Here is a 15,296-nt window from a genome sequence, read left to right as displayed (position 1 = left end):
GTCCGGACGTAAAGCGAAGCAGTCCGGACACCCTGCCCCGGAGGACCGTCACCGGCAGCCGAACAGCCCCGCGCAGCGGCAACGCCCGCCGCAGGCGCAACGGCGACAAACCCCCACGGCGGGACAGCCGAAAACATGAACAGCCAGCCAAGCGCAGCGGAAGGGTTAGGCCCCAGAAACCCTCCGCACCGCATCCGCCAGATCCCGCCCGGACGGCATCGCGTCGGGGGTGACCAGCGACTGCACCATCAGGCCGGTCAGCAGGGCCTGGTAGAAGGAGCCGACGATGCGGGCGGTGTCCACGTCGACCTCGGTGTCGGGTACGCCCTCGAAGATCGCGACCAGCCCCTCGCTGCCCTCCGGCAGCACCTCGCCGATCGCCTCGCGCAGGCCCTCGTCGCGCGGCAGCAGCCCCAGCACCTCGACCTGGGCGGCGATGAACTCCCGTTCCGTGGCGATCCGTTGCAGGACGTTGTCCCAGACGGCGGCGAACCGCTCCAGTGGGTCCGCGTCCGCCCGCGCGCCTTCGGTCGCGGCCGGCACCTCCGCCACGCTCGCGCCCCACTCCTCGCTGGACGCGATGACCGCCTGGCGCATCAGGGCGTCCTTGGACCCGTAGTGGTATCCGATGGAGGCGAGGTTGGCGCCGGAGGCGGCCACGATGTCGCGCGCGGTGGTGCGCGCGTACCCCTTCTCCAGCAGGCAGCGCTTGGCGCCTTCCAGCAGGTCTTCACGGTGTCCCATAGGCGCAGCCTAGCTCCGCGCATACGCGTGTACCAGACAGCTGTCTTAAACGTACGTATACGACCCGGGCCGTGCGGTCCGCCTCACCGCGGGCGGTCCGGCCCGGTGTCCCTGCGCGGCCCCGAACCGTCGTCGATCTCGATCTCCTCGCGGCGGATCTCCGCGGTGATCTCCTGCTGCTCGGTCACCCGCTCGGTCTCCAGCCACACCCGCTCGACCGGCACCATCTTCTTGCTGACCGTGGGCTGCTCCTCGTGGAGGACGACCTCGGCCGTGCGGTCGCCGGTCCGCGGGGCGGTCCGGCCCGCCAGCCGGTCCTCCTCGGTGATCTTCTCCCGGACCACCCGTACCTCCTCGTGGGCGAGCGGGACCGTGCGGTGCACCTCCTCGGTGACGACGTGCTTGCTCAGATGAACCCGGCCGGTCACCCGCTCCTCGACGCCGATCTCTATCTGCTCCTCGCAGAGCACGACCTCGGGCACCTTGTCGATGAGCTTGTTGCGTTCGCCGCGCCCCGGGATGGGGTGGGTGGTGTCCGCCATCGCCCGGGTCCTGGCACCGGCCCGGCCCGTCCCGGCGGCCGCGCCCGCCGCCTGGGGAGGGGCGCCGGACGACACGACGGTGTCGGGCGCGGGGTCGCCCGCGACGCCTTCGAGCCCGTCGGCGGGGTCCGCGGAGCCCGGCCGGCCCAGCCCGTAGTGGCGGTAGAGCCGGTCCTCCTCGGAGGGGTCCAGATGGCCGTCCGCGTCGATCCGCGGGGCTTGCCTGATGGTGTCCTTGGTGTATGGAACATGCAGCTCACCGCCGGTGCGGCGGGCCCCGGCGAGCGGGATGAAGGTCTCCTTCAGCCCGAACAGCCCGGTACGGACGGTGATCCACTCGGGGTCGTTGGTGGCGTCGTCCCGGTAGACCTGCTGGACCGTGCCCACCCTCGCGCCGTCCCTGTCGACCACATGCAGGCCGGTCAGGCTCTGCGGGGAGTCCCCCAGGGGTGCGTTCATGGCCTCTCCTTCCGCACGCGTCGGCGGGAGCATGCGCGGTTTCCCGTGCACAGTTCCCATTGCGCGCCGCCCGGCGCCCGCACGCAAACGCGCACGCGAACGGGCCCGGACTCCGCAAAGGCGGGGTCCGGGCCCGTTGACCTGCGCTAGGGCGGCCGGTCAGTCGCCGAGGTTGACCGCGCGCACGGAGGTCGCGCCGATCTCCTCGGAGATCTCGGCGAGCACGCCCGGCGGAATGGTGTCGTCGACGGTCAGCGCGACCAGCGCCTCGCCGCCGATGTCGGCACGGGAGACCTGCATCCCGCCGATGTTGATGCCCGCCTCGCCCAGGATCCGGCCGACGGTGCCGACCACGCCCGGGCGGTCGGTGTAGCGCATGAACGCCATGTGGTCGGCCAGGGAGAGGTCGATGGTGTGCTCGCCGACCGCCACGATCTTCTGGACGTTCTTGTGGCCGGAGAGCGTGCCGGAGATCGAGACCTCGTCGCCGCCGGCGAGCGTGCCGCGCACGGTCACCACGTTGCGGTGCTCGGGCGACTCGCTGCTGGTCGTCAGCCGCACCTCCACGCCGCGCTCCTGCGCGAACAGCGGGGCGTTGACGTACGACACCGTCTCGTCCACGACGTCCTCGAACACGCCCTTGAGCGCGGAGAGTTCGAGCACCTTGACGTCGTGCTGGGTGATCTCGCCGTAGACCTCGACGTCGAGGCGCATGGCGACCTCGCCGGCCAGTGCGGTGAAGATCCGGCCGAGGCGCTCGGCGAGCGGCAGGCCCGGCTTGACGTCCTCGGCGATGACGCCGCCCTGGACGTTGACCGCGTCGGGCACCAGCTCGCCCGCGAGGGCCAGGCGGACGGACTTGGCGACCGCGATGCCCGCCTTCTCCTGCGCCTCGCCCGTCGACGCGCCCAGGTGCGGGGTGGCGACGACCTGGTCGAACTCGAAGAGCGGGGAGTCCGTGCAGGGCTCGACGGCGTAGACGTCCAGGCCCGCGCCGGCCACCCGGCCCTCCTTCAGCGCGCTGGCCAGCGCCACCTCGTCGACGATCCCGCCGCGCGCGGCGTTGACGATCCGGACCGACGGCTTGACCTTGTGCAGCGCCTCGTCGCCGATGAGACCGACGGTCTCGGGCGTCTTGGGGAGGTGGACGGTGATGAAGTCCGAGACCTCCAGCAGCTCGTCGAGGGTCAGCAGCTTGACGCCCATCTGCGCGGCACGGGCCGGCTGGACGTAGGGGTCGTAGGCGACGACCTTCATGCCGAAGGCCGACATCCGCTGGGCGACCAGGACGCCGATCCGGCCGAGGCCGACCACGCCGAGGGTCTTCTCGCTGAGCTCGACGCCGGTGTACTTGCTGCGCTTCCACTCGCCGTTCTTCAGGGCGGTGTTGGCCTGGGGGATGTTGCGGGCCGTGGCGACCAGCAGACCGCAGGCGAGCTCGGCGGCGGTGACGATGTTGGAGGTCGGGGCGTTGACCACCATCACGCCGGCCTTGGTGGCGGCGGAGACGTCGACGTTGTCCAGGCCCACGCCCGCGCGGGCGACGACCTTCAGCTTCTTGGCGGCGGCGATGGCCTCGGCGTCCACCTTCGTCGCGCTGCGCACGAGGATGGCGTCGACATCGACGATCGCGGGGAGCAGCTCGGCGCGGTCCGCGCCGTTGCAGTGCCGGATCTCGAAGTCCGGGCCGAGGGCGTCGACGGTGGCCGGCGACAGCTCTTCGGCGATCAGTACGACAGGTTTCGAGCTCACGTGGTCTTCAGTCCTCACTAGTCCTTCGCGGACGGCCGTCCCGACGGCCGAAGGCGGTGAAGGGGGAAAGCCGCGTGGAAGACGCACGACGTTGTGGGCCTGAACGCGCTTGTGATGGGCAGTGTAGTGGCGTTGTGGGGCGCTTCCTGTGCCGTTGCGGAAGGATCACCCGTGCGTGGTTCTACGCGGTGGACAAGGCACCGTTGCGGCGCCCGCCCGGACACATGGACGAGGGGGCCGCGAGCTGCTTCGCGACCCCCTGTCCGCCGGACTTACGCCTCGTCGTCCACCCAGCTCATCAGCTTGCGCAGCTGCTTGCCGGTGGTCTCCAGGAGGTGGTCCTCGTCGGCCTTCTTGTACTCGTTGTACTTCGGCAGACCGGCGTTGTACTCGGCGATCCAGTTGTTGGCGAAGGTGCCGTCCTGGATCTCGGCGAGCACCTTCTTCATCTCCGCCTTGGTCTGGTCGGTGATGACGCGCGGACCGGTGACGTAGTCGCCCCACTCGGCGGTCTCGGAGACCGACCAGCGCATCTTCTCCAGGCCGCCCTCGTACATCAGGTCCACGATCAGCTTCAGCTCGTGGAGGCACTCGAAGTACGCGATCTCGGGCTGGTAGCCCGCCTCGACCAGGGTCTCGAAGCCGGCCTTGACCAGCGCCGAGGCGCCACCGCACAGGACGGCCTGCTCACCGAACAGGTCGGTCTCGGTCTCCTCGGTGAAGGTGGTCTTGATGACGCCGGCGCGGGTGCCGCCGATGCCCTTGGCGTACGAGAGCGCCAGCGCGAAGGCGTTGCCGGACGCGTCCTGCTCGACAGCCGCGATGCACGGCACGCCGCGGCCCTCCTCGTACTGGCGGCGCACCAGGTGGCCCGGGCCCTTGGGGGCGACCAGGGCGACGTCCACGCCGGCCGGGACCTTGATGAAGCCGAAGCGGATGTTGAAGCCGTGGGCGAAGAACAGCGCGTCGCCGTCCTTGAGGTTGTCCTTGATGGACTCCTCGTAGACCTTCGCCTGGATCGGGTCCGGGATGAGGATCATGATGACGTCGGCCTCGGCGGCGGCCTCGGCCGGGGTCACCACGCGCAGGCCCTGCTCCTCGGCCTTGGCCTTGGACTTGGAGCCCTCGTGCAGACCGACGCGCACGTCGACGCCCGAGTCGCGCAGGGACAGCGCGTGGGCGTGGCCCTGGCTTCCGTAGCCGATCACCGCGACCTTGCGGTTCTGGATGATGGACAGGTCGGCGTCGTCGTCATAGAACAGCTCGGCCACTTCGGGTCTCTCCTTGGATGTAGCGGGGTGCCCACACAGTACGTCGGGCGGGGTGAGGAAGGTCGGTGGGTCTCGCCATGCGGTCCGGTCGGGCCGCGGCGGACGGGTGGTCAGGCCGTGCGGTCCAGCGCGCGCAGCGAGCGGTCCGTGATGGACCGGGCGCCACGGCCTATGGCGATGGTGCCGGACTGCACCAGTTCCTTGATGCCGAACGGCTCCAGCATCTTCAGCATCGCCTCCAGCTTTTCACTGGATCCGGTGGCCTCGATCGTGACCGCCTCCGGGGAGACGTCCACGGTCTTGGCGCGGAAGAGCTGGACGATCTCGACGATCTGCGAGCGGGTCTCGTTGTCCGCACGGACCTTGACCAGGACCAGTTCGCGCTGGATCGCGGAGGCCGGCTCCAGCTCGACGATCTTCAGGACGTTGACGAGCTTGTTGAGCTGCTTGGTGACCTGCTCCAGCGGCAGCGACTCGACGCTGACCACGATGGTGATGCGGGAGATGTCGGGGTGCTCGGTGACCCCGACGGCGAGCGAGTCGATGTTGAAGCCGCGGCGGGAGAACAGCGCGGCGATCCGGGCCAGGATGCCGGGGGTGTTCTCCACCAGGACGGAGAGCGTGTGCTTGGACATGGTCTTCTCTCTTCTTCCGTGCGTCCGTGTCGTCCTGGGCTCAGTCGTCTTCGCTGTCGCCGAAGTCGGGACGCACGCCCCGGGCGGCCATGACCTCGTCGTTGGAGGTGCCGGCCGCGACCATCGGCCACACCTGGGCGTCCTCGTGGACGATGAAGTCGATCACGACCGGGCGGTCGTTGATGGCGTTGGCCTCCGCGATGACCTTGTCCAGGTCGTCCGGGGACTCACAGCGCATCGCCACACAGCCCATCGCCTCGGACAGCTTCACGAAGTCCGGGATGCGGGTGCCGGCCGACGGCTGCTTGCCGTCCGCGTCCGGGCCGCTGTGCAGCACGGTGTTGGAGTAGCGCTGGTTGTAGAACAGGGTCTGCCACTGGCGGACCATGCCCAGCGCGCCGTTGTTGATGATCGCGACCTTGATCGGGATGTTGTTCAGCGCGCAGGTGACCAGCTCCTGGTTGGTCATCTGGAAGCAGCCGTCGCCGTCGATCGCCCAGACCGTACGGTCCGGCTGCCCGGCCTTGGCGCCCATCGCGGCCGGGACGGCGTAGCCCATCGTGCCGGCGCCGCCGGAGTTCAGCCAGGTCGCCGGCTGCTCGTAGTCGATGAAGTGGGCGGCCCACATCTGGTGCTGGCCGACGCCCGCGGCGTAGATCGTGTCGGCGGGGGCGAGCTTGCCGATCCGCTCGATGACCTGCTGCGGGGAGAGGCTGCCGTCGTCCGGCAGGTCGTAGCCCAGCGGGTAGGTGTCGCGCCAGCGGTTGAGGTCCTTCCACCAGGCGCTGTAGTCGCCCTTGTGGCCGGCGTCGTGCTCGGCCTGGACGGCGACGATCAGGTCGGCGATGACCTCGCGGGCGTCACCGACGATCGGCACGTCCGCGGCGCGGTTCTTGCCGATCTCCGCCGGGTCGATGTCCGCATGGACGACCTTGGCGTACGGCGCGAACGAGTCGAGCTTGCCGGTGACGCGGTCGTCGAAGCGGGCGCCGAGGGTGATCAGCAGGTCCGACTTCTGCAGTGCGGTGACGGCGGTGACCGAGCCGTGCATACCGGGCATGCCGACGTGCTGGGGGTGGCTGTCGGGGAAGGCGCCGAGCGCCATCAGGGTGGTGGTGACGGGCGCGCCGGTCAGCTCGGCGAGCACCTTCAGCTCGGCGGTGGCGCCGGCCTTGAGGACGCCGCCACCGACGTAGAGCACCGGGCGCTTGGACTCGGTGATCAGCCGGGCGGCCTCGCGGATCTGCTTGGCGTGCGGCTTGGTGACCGGGCGGTAGCCGGGCAGGTCGGTGTGCGGCGGCCAGGCGAAGGTGGTCTGCGCCTGGAGGGCGTCCTTGGCGATGTCGACCAGGACCGGTCCGGGGCGGCCGGTGGAGGCGATGTGGAACGCCTCGGCGATCGTCCGGGGGATCTCGGCGGGGTCCGTGACCAGGAAGTTGTGCTTGGTGATCGGCATCGTGATGCCGCAGATGTCCGCCTCCTGGAAGGCGTCCGTGCCGATCGCCTTGGAGGCGACCTGGCCGGTGATCGCCACCAGCGGGACGGAGTCCATGTGCGCGTCGGCGATCGGGGTGACGAGGTTGGTGGCCCCCGGCCCTGAGGTCGCCATGCACACGCCGACCTTGCCGGTGGCCTGGGCGTATCCCGTTGCGGCGTGGCCGGCGCCCTGCTCGTGGCGCACCAGGACGTGCCGGACCTTCGAGGAGTCCATCATCGGGTCGTAAGCAGGCAGGATCGCACCGCCGGGAATGCCGAACACGGTGTCGGCCCCGACCTCCTCCAGCGCACGGATGAGGGACTGCGCGCCCGTGACGTGCTCGACGGTCGCGGGCTGCTGCGGTCCGCCGGAGTGACGGGCCCGCGGCTGCGGATGGTGGGCCCCGGAGGCCTGCTCGGTCATCTGCGTCTCTTCTCGAAGCTGAGGGTTTTGGCGGGATTTGTGAGGTTGCTATGCAACAAAAAACCCCTCGTGCCGTGAGGCAAGCGAGGGGAGCGCGTCGGTGCGGTCAGCTGGGTTTCATCGGGGCCCAGCTTCAGCCGACGCGCTTTCCAAGTACGAGAATTCGGGTGCGCATGGCACTGACCCTCCCCCCGTCGTGCACCGAGTGTCAAGTGGGTGGGACGGAGGTCTCACTATTTGAGCGCAATGGCGGATGCACGAGCGATTCCGGGCCCGCCAGGCCGCCGTGCCGAACCGGCAGTCCGGTGCCGCTGAGCACCACCGCACGGCTCTGTCCCGGCAGGTCCGGCACGGGGTAGCCGGTGTGCGTCAGGACGCGCCGCAGCCGGTGCTCGTCCAGCGGTCCGGAGAACGCCGTACCCATGCCGTGCGTGCAGCCCATGGAGCGCAGCGCGAGGACCTGCTCGGGCAGGTCGACGCCGTCCGCGACGGACTGCATGCCCAGGTCGCCGGCGATCCGCAGCAGCCCGGCGGTGATCTTGTGCAGCCGGGCGGACTCCACGACGCCGTCGACCAGCCCGCGGTCCAGCCGCAGTACGTCGATGGGCAGCCGGCGCAGCGCGCTGATCGCGGCGTACCCGCTGCCGAAGCCGTCCAGGGCGATCCGTACGCCGAGCCGGCGCAGCGCGACCAGCCGGCGCTCCAGATCGTCCAGCAGGAGCCGGGGATCACTTTCGGACAATTCCAGGACGAGCGCCCGCGAGGGCAGACCATGCCGGGTCAGCAGCGTTTCGACGCCCTTGGGAGAGAGCGAGCGGTCCAGCAGCCGCTGGGCGGAGAGCCGGACCGCGACCGGGATCTGGTGGCCGGCGCGATGGCGGGCTGCGGCCTGCGCGACGGCCTCCTCCAGCTGCCAGCGGTCCAGCTCGGCGGCGCGGTCGCCGTCCTTGGTGTAGCGGCCGCGGTCGCCGACCCGCAGGAATTCGGCCGGGGTGAAGAGGATGCCCTGGGCGGAGCGCCAGCGGGCGTGTGCCGCGACCGCGGTGACCCGCCCGCTGGCGAGCTCGACGACCGGCTGGTGCAGCAGGGCGAATTCGCCCTCCTGGAGGGCCGTGCGCAGCTTCGAGGCGAGCTCGGCGCGGTGCGCCACCTCGTCCTGCATCTGCGGGGCGTACAGCTCCACCCGGCCCTTGCCGGCCTGCTTGGCGCGGTACATCGCGAGGTCGGCGTTGCGCAGCAGTCCCGCGGGGGTGACGCCGGGTTCGGCGAAGGCGACGCCGATGCTGGCCGCCACCCGGACGTCCCGGCCGTCGATGCGGTACGGCTCGGAGAGCTTGATGCGCAGACGGTCGGCGATCTCATGGATCCGGAACTCACGGGCGGCGCGGTCGCGGGTGCCGTCGCCCGTGATCAGCGCGGCGAACTCGTCGCCGCCCAGCCGCGCCGCTATGTCCCCGGAGCGCACCGACTCGCCGAGCCTGCGGGCCGCCTGCACCAGCAGTTCGTCGCCCGCCTGGTGCCCGATGGTGTCGTTGACCTGCTTGAAGCCGTCGAGGTCGATGTAGAGCACGGCGGTGTCGTGGTCGCTGGCCCGGCGGCCCGTGACCGCCTTCGTGACGCGTTCGGTGAACAGCGCGCGGTTGGGCAGGTCGGTGAGCGCGTCGTGGGAGGCGTTGTGCTGGAGCTGGGCCTGCAGCCGGACCCGTTCCGTGACGTCGCGGGAGTTGAAGATCAGGCCGCCGTGATGGCGGTTGACCGTGGATTCGACGTTCAGCCAGCCGTCGCCGCCCGAGCGCTGCTCACCGGCCCGGAAGCGGCATTCGATACGGGTGGTCGGTTCGTCCTCGGGGGCCGCGGCGAGGAACCGGCGGACCTCGTGGACGACCCGCCCCAGGTCCTCCGGGTGGATCAGCGACGCCAGTTCGGAGCCGACCAGCTCCTCCGCGTCCCGCCCGTAGACACCGGCGGCGGCCGGGCTCACATAGCGCAGCACGCCGGACGGGGCGGCGATCATGATGACGTCGCTGGAGCCCTGCACCAGCGACCGGAAGTGGTTCTCCTTCTGGGCCAGTTCCTGGGTGAGGGTGATGTTGTCGAGCAGCATGATGCCCTGGCGGACGACGAGCGCGAGGACGACCGTGCAGCCGGTGAAGAGCACCACCCGGTCGATCCGCCGCCCGCCCAGGACGTTGGTGAGGATGCCCAGGGTGCACACCGCGGCGGCGAGGTACGGGGTGAGCGCGGCGAGCGAGCCGGCGATGGGGCGGCTGCCGTGCGGCTGCGGGCGGCGGGCCGGCTCGGCCTCCTCGGGCTCCTCCTCGCCGACGCGGCGGGCCACCCAGGGCGCGTACGCGAGCAGTATCGAACCGGCGAACCACCCGGCGTCCAGGATCTGGCCGGAGCGGTAGTGCTCACGCAGCAGCGGCGAGCTGAACAGGGCGTCGCACAGCACCGTCAACGCCAGTGCCGCGACAGCGGTGTTGATGGCGGAGCGGTGCACGGAGGAGCGCCGGAAGTGCAGCGCGAGCACCATGCTCACCAGGACGATGTCCAGCAGCGGATAGGCCAGCGACAGCGCGCTCTGCGCCACGCTGCTGCCCTGGAAGTGGGCGGTGTGCGCGAGCGCGAGGCTCCATGAGAGGGTGAGCAGCGATCCGGCGATCAGCCAGGAGTCCAGGCCCAGGCAGACCCAGCCGGCCCGGGTCACCGGCCGCTTGGCGAGCACCAGCAGACCGACGATGGCCGGCGGCGCGAACAGCAGGAAGCAGAAGTCCGCCAGCGAGGGGCTGGGCACGGTCGTCCCCAAGATGACCTCGTACCAGCCCCAGATGCCGTTGCCGATGCCGGCCATCCCCGAGGAGGCGGCGAACAGCATCCAGGCCGGGCGGAACCGGCTGCGGTGCCTGCGCGCGTACAGACCGCAGGAGACCGCCGCCACCAGGGCCGCGAAGCTGAGGCCGAAGTCGCCCATGATCATTGCTAGTTGGCGGGATCCCCAGCCGAACGCGGCGCCGATGGCGTAGCCGGCGCAGACCACGGCGAGGACGATCTGCGGCACCGCGCTCGGCGGGCTACCGGCCGGCGCCGGCGGCCTGGAGAGCATCGCCCCGGGGGCGCTCACCGCGCTCTCCCGCTGTCCCGTACCGGGCCCCGTCGCGAGCGGCGCGCCTGGGGGCCCCGCCGCGTCCCCGCGGGCGCTCGTGGATCACGCATCTCGCGGATCGTCCATCGGCCGTACATCGCCCGTCGCCCCCCTCGCGTTCCGGATCTTTCGCATGCGCCGCTTTCGTCCGGCGCCATCCCCGCTCGGGACGATACACCAGTTCCGTCACTCAGGGACATAGCACCTCTACGGAGCGTGACAGGGGCGGATATTTGAATACCCCCTGCAGTCGTACGGCCTCGTAGCGCTACGCGCAACCGGTTCAGCCGGCGCTGGCGATCACGTTGCGCAGGGGCTCGCCGGCCGCGAAAAGCGTCAACTGCTCCCTCAGCAGCCGCTTCGCACGGGGCAGGAAGGCAGAGCTGGGGCCGCCGACGTGTGGAGTGATGAGCACGCCCGGAGCGTGCCACAGCGGGTGTCCGGCGGGCAGGGGTTCCGGGTCGGTGACATCGAGCGCCGCGTACAGCCGTCCGGCCTCCAGTTCGGCGAGCAGCGCCTTGGTGTCGACGACCGGACCGCGCGCGATGTTCACCAGCAGTGCGCCGTCCTTCATCCGCGCCAGGAAATCGCGTCCGACCAGGCCACGGGTCTCGTCGGTGAGCGGAGTGGCCACTACGACGACGTCCGCCGCGGGCAAGAGGGCGGACAGGTCGGAGAGTGGATGCACAGGGCCGCGCACTGTGTCACGCGCGGTGCGTGCGACGCGCGCCACCCGCGCACATTCAAAAGGCGTGAGCCGGTCTTCGATGGCACTGCCGATCGAACCATAGCCCACAATGAGGACCGACTTGTCGGCAAGTGCGGGACGGAACTCCGGCCGCCACTCCCCCGCGTCCTGGCTCCGCACGAAGCCGGGGATGCCGCGCAGCGCCGCCAGGATCAGGGTGAGCGCGAGCTCCGCGGTGCTGGCGTCGTGCAGCCCGCGGGCGTTGCACAGTTGGGCACCGGGCGGCATCTGCGGCAGTCCCGGCAGCATGTGCTCCACTCCGGCGGTGAGGGTCTGCACCACCCGCACCCGGCTCATCCGGGACAGCGGACGCAGGCTCGCCTCCGCGCCCTTCATGTAGGGAACGGCGTAGAACACACACCGGTCCGGGTCCGCCGGGTAGTCGGGGCCGGCGTCCCAGTGGACGTAGCGGAAACCGTCGGGCAGGCCCTCGATCTCGCCGGGCGGGATCGGGAGCCAGACGTCGTTGGCGTCGGTGTGCTGGTCTGCGGTTGCCATGGCCAGAGGCTATGCGAAGAGATGTTCTGTCCAGACGTTAGTTTGGTCTGGCCCTTGATCGGGGGCGAGGGGACGGAGGCACAGCCAGGTGGAGCGCAGGACAATCGGTGCGGCGGCCCTCGAAGTGGGTGCCATCGGGCTCGGCTGTATGCCGATGAGCTGGGGGTACACCGAGTCGCAGCGCAGCGGGGAGGGGTCGCTGCGGGCCGTGCACGCCGCGCTGGACCGGGGCTGCAGCCTGCTGGACACCGCCGATATGTACGGGCCGTTCACCAACGAGCTGCTGGTGGGCCGGGTGCTCAGGGAACGGCGGGCGGAGGCGTTCGTCTCGACCAAGTGCGGGCTGCTGGTCGGCGAGCAGCACATCGTCGCCAACGGGCGGCCCGGATACGTCAAGCGGGCCTGCGATGCCTCGCTGCGCCGGCTGCAGACCGACCGGATCGACCTCTACCAGCTGCACCGGGCCGACCCCGAGGTGCCCATCGAGGAGACCTGGGGGGCGATGGCGGAGCTGGTGGCGGCCGGGAAGGTGCGGTCGCTGGGGCTGTGCGCGGTGGGCGCGCGGGCGGTGCGGCAGGTGCGGCCACCGCGCACGGGCCGTACGGAGCGGCGGGCGGGGGCGCCGGGGGCGGCGAGGGTTGCGGGCCCGTCCGGGGTGCGTCCCCGCTCCCGGATGCACGACCTGACGCTGGCCCAACTGGAGCGCGTCCAGCAGGTGTTCCCCGTCAGCAGTGTGCAGGCCGAGCTGTCGGTGTGGTCGCCGGAGGCGCTGGAGGAGCTGCTGCCGTGGTGCGAGTCGCGAGGCGTCGGCTTCCTGGCGGCGATGCCGCTGGGCAACGGCTATCTGACCGGCACCCTCACCCCGGGGCAGGGCTTCGAACCGGAGGACATACGGGCCCGCCACCCGCGCTTCACCGCCGAGATGATGGCCGCGAACCAGCCGGTGGTGGCCGGGCTGCGGCGGGTCGGCGCCCGTTACGGCGCGACGCCGGGGCAGGTGGCGCTGGCCTGGGTGCTGGCCCAGGGCCGTCATGTCGTCCCCGTACCGGGCACGAAGAAGGAGCGGTGGGCCGCACAGAACGCGAAGGCGGCGGACCTGGCGCTCACCCGCGAGGACCTGGCGGAGATCGCGGAGCTGCCGGCGGCGCGGCAGTCCTGGTAGGCGAACGGACCCGGCGGCGCGGCGGTCCTGGTAGGCGAACGGACCGGCGGCGCGGCAGTCCCGGCGGAGCGTCCGTACGCTCCCGCCCCGGTGGCGGGGCGGTCCCGGTGGCGGCCGTCCGGGGTGCTGGCGGGGGACGGACGGGGACGGGAGAGCACGTTCGGCGGCCCGATGTGGTGTTCTTGTCACGCCCTGCCGACGAGAGGATCACTGCCGTGCAACGCCGTTCCCACACCGCCGTGTTGGCCGCCGCTTCGCTGCTCCTGGCAGCGGGCTGCTCGTCCGGCGGGGGGCAGCCCCAGGACGGGCGCACCACCGCCCCGGCGAAGAGCCCCGGCGCCTCGGCGGGCGCCGGCTCGCCGGCCGCCACACCGTCCTCGACCGCGCCGCCCGCCAAGGGCTCGGTGAAGGTGACCGCCACCCTGACCACCGGTCTGAAGTCGCCGTGGGGCGTGGCGGTGCTGCCGGGCGGGGATCTGCTGGTCGCCTCGCGGGACACCGGGAAGATCGTCCGGGTCGCCGCGGACGGCGGCAAGACCACCGAACTGGGCTCGGTGCCCGGTGTGGACCCGGGTGGCGAGGGCGGTCTGCTGGGGCTCGCGGTGTCCTCGTCGTTCGGCACGGACCACCAGGTGTACGCGTACTTCACCACCGCGTCCGACAACCGCATCGCCCGCATGATCTACGACGAGTCGCGCCCCCAGGGCGACCAGCTCGGCGCGCCCGACACCATCCTGCGGGGCATCCCCAAGGGGCAGCTCCACAACGGCGGGCGGATCGCGTTCGGCCCGGACAAGATGCTCTACGCCGGCACCGGCGAGACCGGCGACGCCGCACTGGCCCAGGACAGGAAGTCGCTCGGCGGCAAGATCCTGCGGATGACCCCGGACGGCGAGCCCGCGCACGGCAACCCCGAGGCCGATTCCGTGGTGTACGACTACGGCCACCGCAATGTGCAGGGGCTGGCCTGGGACCGTGACCACCGGCTGTGGGCCTCGGAGTTCGGGCAGCACACCTGGGACGAGCTCAATCTCATCGAGCCCGGCAAGAACTACGGCTGGCCCGAGGCCGAGGGCAGGGCGCGGGGCGAGCAGGCGGGCTCCGGGTTCGTCGACCCGGTCGTGCAGTGGAAGACCGCGGACGCCTCGCCCAGCGGCATCGCCTACGCCAAGGGCTCGCTCTGGATGGCCTCGCTGCGCGGCGAACGGCTGTGGCGGATCGCGCTGAACGGGACGAAGACGGTGGCGGCGCCGCAGGCGTTCCTGAAGGGCACCTACGGGCGGCTGCGGACCGTCGTGGCGACCGACGACGGCGGGTTGTGGCTGGTCACCAGCAACACGGACGGCCGGGGCACCCCGCGCAAGGGCGACGACCGGATTCTCCGCCTCAAGGTGAGCTGATCCCCTCTGGTCCCCTGGTCCTCCCGGATCCCCCTTTCCTCCCCCTTTTCCGCCCCTCCTGCCTAGACTCGGTGCCAGGGGACGGGTGCACGTCACACCGACGAGGGGGCAGGCACCATGTTCAACATCGCGGAAGAACTGTTCGCGCCGGGCCGTCAACACACCGACGAAGAGCGGCAGAAGATGTCGCTCGTCGTCGACGACGTGGGCGACGGCGACCCCGGGACGGGCCCGATAGACCTCTCCTCGGGGGTCGTGGTCATCAGGGCGCGGCAGGGGCCGGGTCAGGGAGGCCGGTAGAGGGCCGGGGGGAACGGATCCCCTGGGGAGCGCCCTGCCGGTCGCCGGGTACGAGCAGCAGCGGGCCCGACGGACCGCCGTCGGACGGGCGTGCGAGGATCCCCGGGTGAATGGTCTGCGCGTCCGTCCGGCCACCGAGGCCGATCTGCCCACCCTCGTCCGCCTCCGCGACGACGCGGCACGCTGGATGCTGGCCCGCGGCATCACCGGGCAGTGGCGGCCGGGGGAACTGGACGAGGACCACTTCCGCCGGGTCATGGCGCAGGGCGAGGTCTGGCTCGCACAGGCCGACGGGCGCGTCACCGGCGCCTGGGAGCTGTGGTGGCAGGACGAGGCCGCCTGGGGTCCGCAGCCGCCCGTGGCCGGGTACGTGCACCGGCTCATGGTGGACCGGAGCGCCGCCGCGCCCGGGACGGGGCAGCTGCTGCTGACGGCCGCGGAACGCCGAGTGGCCGCGGCCGGACGGACACGGGTACGCCTGGACTGCCTGGCCGGCAACGCGCGCCTCAACGCCTACTACCAGGACGCCGGTTACCGCGTCGTGGGCCGCAAGGAGGGCAAGCCGCAACCGGGCGGGGCGCCCAAGTCCTTCACGCTGATGGAGAAGGAGCTCCGGCAGACGGGCGAGGGCAGGGCCTAGGGCGGGGCCTAGGGCCGGGCCCTGCGGAGCCCCCTTTCCGGTCATCCCGGTCATCCCGGTCATCCCGGCCATTCGGATCGTTGGTCCGGTTGCGGGGGGGGGC

The 15,296-nt window shown here is 71.3% G+C and carries 12 protein-coding genes; 4 read left to right on the top strand and 8 right to left on the bottom strand.

Annotated features, from left to right (window positions below; all coding sequences use genetic code 11):
* Positions 1 to 165: 165 nt before the first annotated feature.
* From ACWD6P_RS10240 to ACWD6P_RS10205, 8 genes are all read right to left on the bottom strand, one after another.
* Positions 166 to 744: a TetR/AcrR family transcriptional regulator gene (locus ACWD6P_RS10240; RefSeq protein WP_451443590.1), complete on the bottom strand. Its 579-nt coding sequence runs from the start codon at positions 742 to 744 to the stop codon at positions 166 to 168.
* An 83-nt stretch (positions 745 to 827) separates the two neighbouring features.
* Positions 828 to 1,745, bottom strand: coding sequence for a DUF2382 domain-containing protein (locus tag ACWD6P_RS10235; protein ID WP_451443589.1), 918 nt, complete (start codon positions 1,743 to 1,745; stop codon positions 828 to 830).
* 159 nt (positions 1,746 to 1,904) lie between these two features.
* Positions 1,905 to 3,497 (bottom strand): phosphoglycerate dehydrogenase, encoded by a 1,593-nt coding sequence (gene serA, locus ACWD6P_RS10230; RefSeq protein ID WP_451443588.1) that lies wholly within the window; start codon positions 3,495 to 3,497, stop codon positions 1,905 to 1,907.
* 272 nt (positions 3,498 to 3,769) lie between these two features.
* Positions 3,770 to 4,768 carry a ketol-acid reductoisomerase gene (ilvC, locus tag ACWD6P_RS10225; protein ID WP_451443587.1) on the bottom strand — a complete coding sequence of 333 codons (999 nt, stop codon included), beginning with the start codon at positions 4,766 to 4,768 and terminating at the stop codon, positions 3,770 to 3,772.
* A gap of 110 nt (positions 4,769 to 4,878) precedes the next feature.
* Complete coding sequence (gene ilvN, locus ACWD6P_RS10220; protein ID WP_451443586.1) at positions 4,879 to 5,403, bottom strand: acetolactate synthase small subunit; 525 nt, start codon at positions 5,401 to 5,403, stop codon at positions 4,879 to 4,881.
* 40 nt (positions 5,404 to 5,443) lie between these two features.
* Positions 5,444 to 7,303 carry an acetolactate synthase large subunit gene (locus tag ACWD6P_RS10215; RefSeq protein ID WP_451443585.1) on the bottom strand — a complete coding sequence of 620 codons (1,860 nt, stop codon included), beginning with the start codon at positions 7,301 to 7,303 and terminating at the stop codon, positions 5,444 to 5,446.
* A gap of 208 nt (positions 7,304 to 7,511) precedes the next feature.
* Positions 7,512 to 10,424 carry a putative bifunctional diguanylate cyclase/phosphodiesterase gene (locus ACWD6P_RS10210; RefSeq protein ID WP_451443584.1) on the bottom strand — a complete coding sequence of 971 codons (2,913 nt, stop codon included), beginning with the start codon at positions 10,422 to 10,424 and terminating at the stop codon, positions 7,512 to 7,514.
* Between the two features lie 304 nt (positions 10,425 to 10,728).
* On the bottom strand, positions 10,729 to 11,691 hold the full coding sequence (locus tag ACWD6P_RS10205; RefSeq protein ID WP_451443583.1) for a 2-hydroxyacid dehydrogenase: 963 nt from the start codon (positions 11,689 to 11,691) through the stop codon (positions 10,729 to 10,731).
* A gap of 88 nt (positions 11,692 to 11,779) precedes the next feature.
* On the opposite strand from ACWD6P_RS10205, the gene ACWD6P_RS10200 reads away from it, so the two are divergent.
* The 4 genes from ACWD6P_RS10200 to ACWD6P_RS10185 all read left to right on the top strand — a co-directional run bounded on the left by ACWD6P_RS10200 (position 11,780) and on the right by ACWD6P_RS10185 (position 15,193).
* Positions 11,780 to 12,853 carry an aldo/keto reductase gene (locus tag ACWD6P_RS10200; RefSeq protein WP_451443582.1) on the top strand — a complete coding sequence of 358 codons (1,074 nt, stop codon included), beginning with the start codon at positions 11,780 to 11,782 and terminating at the stop codon, positions 12,851 to 12,853.
* 215 nt (positions 12,854 to 13,068) lie between these two features.
* Positions 13,069 to 14,253 carry a PQQ-dependent sugar dehydrogenase gene (locus ACWD6P_RS10195; RefSeq protein ID WP_451443581.1) on the top strand — a complete coding sequence of 395 codons (1,185 nt, stop codon included), beginning with the start codon at positions 13,069 to 13,071 and terminating at the stop codon, positions 14,251 to 14,253.
* A 117-nt stretch (positions 14,254 to 14,370) separates the two neighbouring features.
* Positions 14,371 to 14,553 carry a DUF6191 domain-containing protein gene (locus tag ACWD6P_RS10190; protein ID WP_451443580.1) on the top strand — a complete coding sequence of 61 codons (183 nt, stop codon included), beginning with the start codon at positions 14,371 to 14,373 and terminating at the stop codon, positions 14,551 to 14,553.
* Between the two features lie 106 nt (positions 14,554 to 14,659).
* Positions 14,660 to 15,193, top strand: coding sequence for an N-acetyltransferase family protein (locus ACWD6P_RS10185; protein ID WP_451443579.1), 534 nt, complete (start codon positions 14,660 to 14,662; stop codon positions 15,191 to 15,193).
* Positions 15,194 to 15,296: the final 103 nt, after the last annotated feature.

The organism is Streptomyces sp. NPDC002446 (assembly GCF_053595675.1).
The sequence above is the reverse complement of the archived record's forward strand: the minus strand, read 5'-3'. Positions and strand labels throughout refer to the sequence as shown.

Excerpts from the sequence above, each read along its gene's own strand:
- ACWD6P_RS10215 (WP_451443585.1), bottom strand. The coding sequence starts at position 7,303 with ATGACCGAGCAGGCCTCCGGGGCCCACCATCCGCAGCCGCGGGCCCGT.
- ilvN (WP_451443586.1), bottom strand. The coding sequence starts at position 5,403 with ATGTCCAAGCACACGCTCTCCGTCCTGGTGGAGAACACCCCCGGCATC.
- ACWD6P_RS10240 (WP_451443590.1), bottom strand. The coding sequence starts at position 744 with ATGGGACACCGTGAAGACCTGCTGGAAGGCGCCAAGCGCTGCCTGCTG.
- ACWD6P_RS10205 (WP_451443583.1), bottom strand. The coding sequence starts at position 11,691 with ATGGCAACCGCAGACCAGCACACCGACGCCAACGACGTCTGGCTCCCG.
- ACWD6P_RS10235 (WP_451443589.1), bottom strand. The coding sequence starts at position 1,745 with ATGAACGCACCCCTGGGGGACTCCCCGCAGAGCCTGACCGGCCTGCAT.
- ACWD6P_RS10190 (WP_451443580.1), top strand. The coding sequence starts at position 14,371 with ATGTTCAACATCGCGGAAGAACTGTTCGCGCCGGGCCGTCAACACACC.